We start from the raw sequence: 2,224 nt of genomic DNA on the forward strand, positions 1-2,224 counted from the left end.
ACCGGCCTGAAAAACCCCAACGACCAGTTCGTGTCTTTTTTGCAAAGCCGCACCATCCAAGACGCGCTGATCGAACGCTTCAAACTCATGGAACGTTACGAGAGCGAGTTCAGGCAAGACGCACGCAAAGTGTTGAGCGACAACGCCCGCATCAGCAGTGGCAAAGACGGCCTTATCACCGTCGATGTGGACGACAAAGACCCCGCTTTTGCCGCCCAGCTGGCCAATGCCCCTGTGGAAGAGCTGGGCCTGTTGCTGAGCCGCCTGGCCGTCACCGAAGCCCAACAACGTCGCCTGTTTTTTGAGAAGCAGTTGGCCGACGCCAAAGACAACCTCGTCAAAGCCGAGCAGGCTCTGAAAGCCAGCGGCGTGAACAGCAGCGCGCTCAAGGCTAATCCGGAAGTGGCGGTAGAGGCCTTGGCACAACTGCAAGCCAGCATCACCGCGCAAGAAGTGAAACTGGCCACCATGCGCGGCTACCTCACAGAAAATGCGCCCGATTTCAAACAGGCCCGCACCGAACTCGCGGCCTTGCGCGCTCAACTGATCCGTGCCGAGAGTGCAACGCCAGCCAAGGCCCAAGAGGGCGACAGCGACTACGTGGCCAAGTACCGCGACTTCAAATACTTTGAAACCTTGTTCGAACTGTTTGCCAAGCAATACGAGATCGCTCGGGTCGACGAAAGCCGCGAGGGCGCGGTGATCCAGGTGGTGGACCAGGCCCAGCCGCCCGAGAAAAAGAGCAAACCGAAAAAGGCTTTGGTTGCGGTGCTCGCCACCCTGGCCAGCGGCTTTGCGCTGCTGCTGTTTGTGTTTGTGCGCCAGTCGGTGCGCAATGCCCGCCAAGAAGCAGACTCGGCCCACAAGCTGGATGCCTTGCGCCTCTCGTGGCGCAAAGCCCTGGGCAAGGCCTGAGCCCAGAAACCGAACGGGGAAACACCGCGTGCCCATTTATCTTGACGTCTTCGTGACCTCGCTGGTTGTGAGCCTGTTGCTGGTCATGACCAAGCGCTGGCACGGCCACTTCAGCCTGGACCACACGGCGGGCGTGCAGAAATTCCACACCAAGCCCACCCCCCGCATCGGTGGCGTGGCCATTGCCACCGGCATGGTGTGCGCGTGGGTGGTGGCGCCGCCCCCGGTGAAGGCCTTGCTCGGACCGCTGTTGCTGGCCGGCGTGCCGGCGTTTGCGGCCGGCCTGCTGGAAGACGTGACCAAAAAGGTGGGCGTGCGGGCGCGCTTGCTGGCCACCATGGTGAGCGGTGCGCTGGCTTGCGGCATCACCGGCATCGCGCTCAACCGCGTCGGCATTCCTTTTGTGAACGAATGGCTGACCTGGATGCCGCTGGCGGTGGCCTTTACCGCCTTCGCCGCTGCAGGGGTGGCCAATGCCATCAACATCATCGACGGCTTCAACGGCCTGTCCAGTGGCACCTCGTTGATCGCCCTGGCCGCGCTGGGCAGCATGGCCACCCTGCAAGGCGACGTGGCCCTGGCCCTGAGCTGCGCCCTGGTGGCGGCCGCCGTGCTCGGTTTTCTGGTGGTGAACTTTCCGCTGGGCAAACTGTTTCTGGGCGATGGCGGTGCCTACCTCATCGGTTTTGCGCTGGCCTGGCTGGCGGTGCTGCTGCTCATGCGCAACCCGGCCGTTTCGGCCTGGGCCGCGTTGTTGGCCTGCGGCTACCCGGTGATCGAGGTGTTGTACAGCGTGTGGCGCCGCTGGCGGAAAAAGGCCCCCGCCGGCGAGCCCGACAGCCTGCACCTGCACAGCCTGGTCAAAACCCAGGTGATCATGCGTTGGATGCCCCACTGGCGCCCCCGGCTGCGCAACGCAGCGGTATCGCCCTTGATGTGGCTGTACGCGGCCCTGCCCGCCACACTGGCCGTGGTGCTGGAAGGCGCTTCGAGGTCGGTGTTGGCGCTGGCTTTTGTGGGCTGCGTGCTGGTGTACCACCTGCTGTACCAAGGCCTGGCGCGCCGCGCCCGCCTGCACCCCATACCCGACAGCGATTTGGCCGCGCTCACCCGCAACCGGGTAGCCACTCCGCCCGCCACGCCACCCGCCGCACCACCCCCTGCCCAAACCACCCAAGTCGAACATTGAGACAAGCGCACCCACACCCATGACCGCCATCACTCCCATCATCCTTTGCGGCGGCTCGGGCACCCGGCTCTGGCCCCTGAGCCGCCAGAGTTTCCCCAAGCAGTTCGTGCCCCTGGTGGG

The 2,224-nt window shown here is 64.2% G+C and carries 3 protein-coding genes; all 3 read left to right on the top strand.

Features of this window, described 5'->3' with window-relative positions; genetic code table 11:
* The coding region (locus ABYB95_RS22005) for a GNVR domain-containing protein (protein ID WP_372661999.1) at positions 1-915 on the top strand (915 nt) is incomplete at its 5' end.
* 28 nt (positions 916-943) lie between these two features.
* Positions 944-2,104 carry a glycosyltransferase gene (locus tag ABYB95_RS22010; RefSeq protein ID WP_372662002.1) on the top strand — a complete coding sequence of 387 codons (1,161 nt, stop codon included), beginning with the start codon at positions 944-946 and terminating at the stop codon, positions 2,102-2,104.
* Positions 2,100-2,224: sugar phosphate nucleotidyltransferase (locus ABYB95_RS22015; RefSeq protein WP_372662005.1), on the top strand; the 125-nt coding region annotated here is incomplete at its 3' end. The genes ABYB95_RS22010 and ABYB95_RS22015, both read left to right, overlap by 5 nt.

The organism is Hydrogenophaga sp., assembly GCF_041633695.1.
GTDB lineage: Bacteria > Pseudomonadota > Gammaproteobacteria > Burkholderiales > Burkholderiaceae_C > Hydrogenophaga.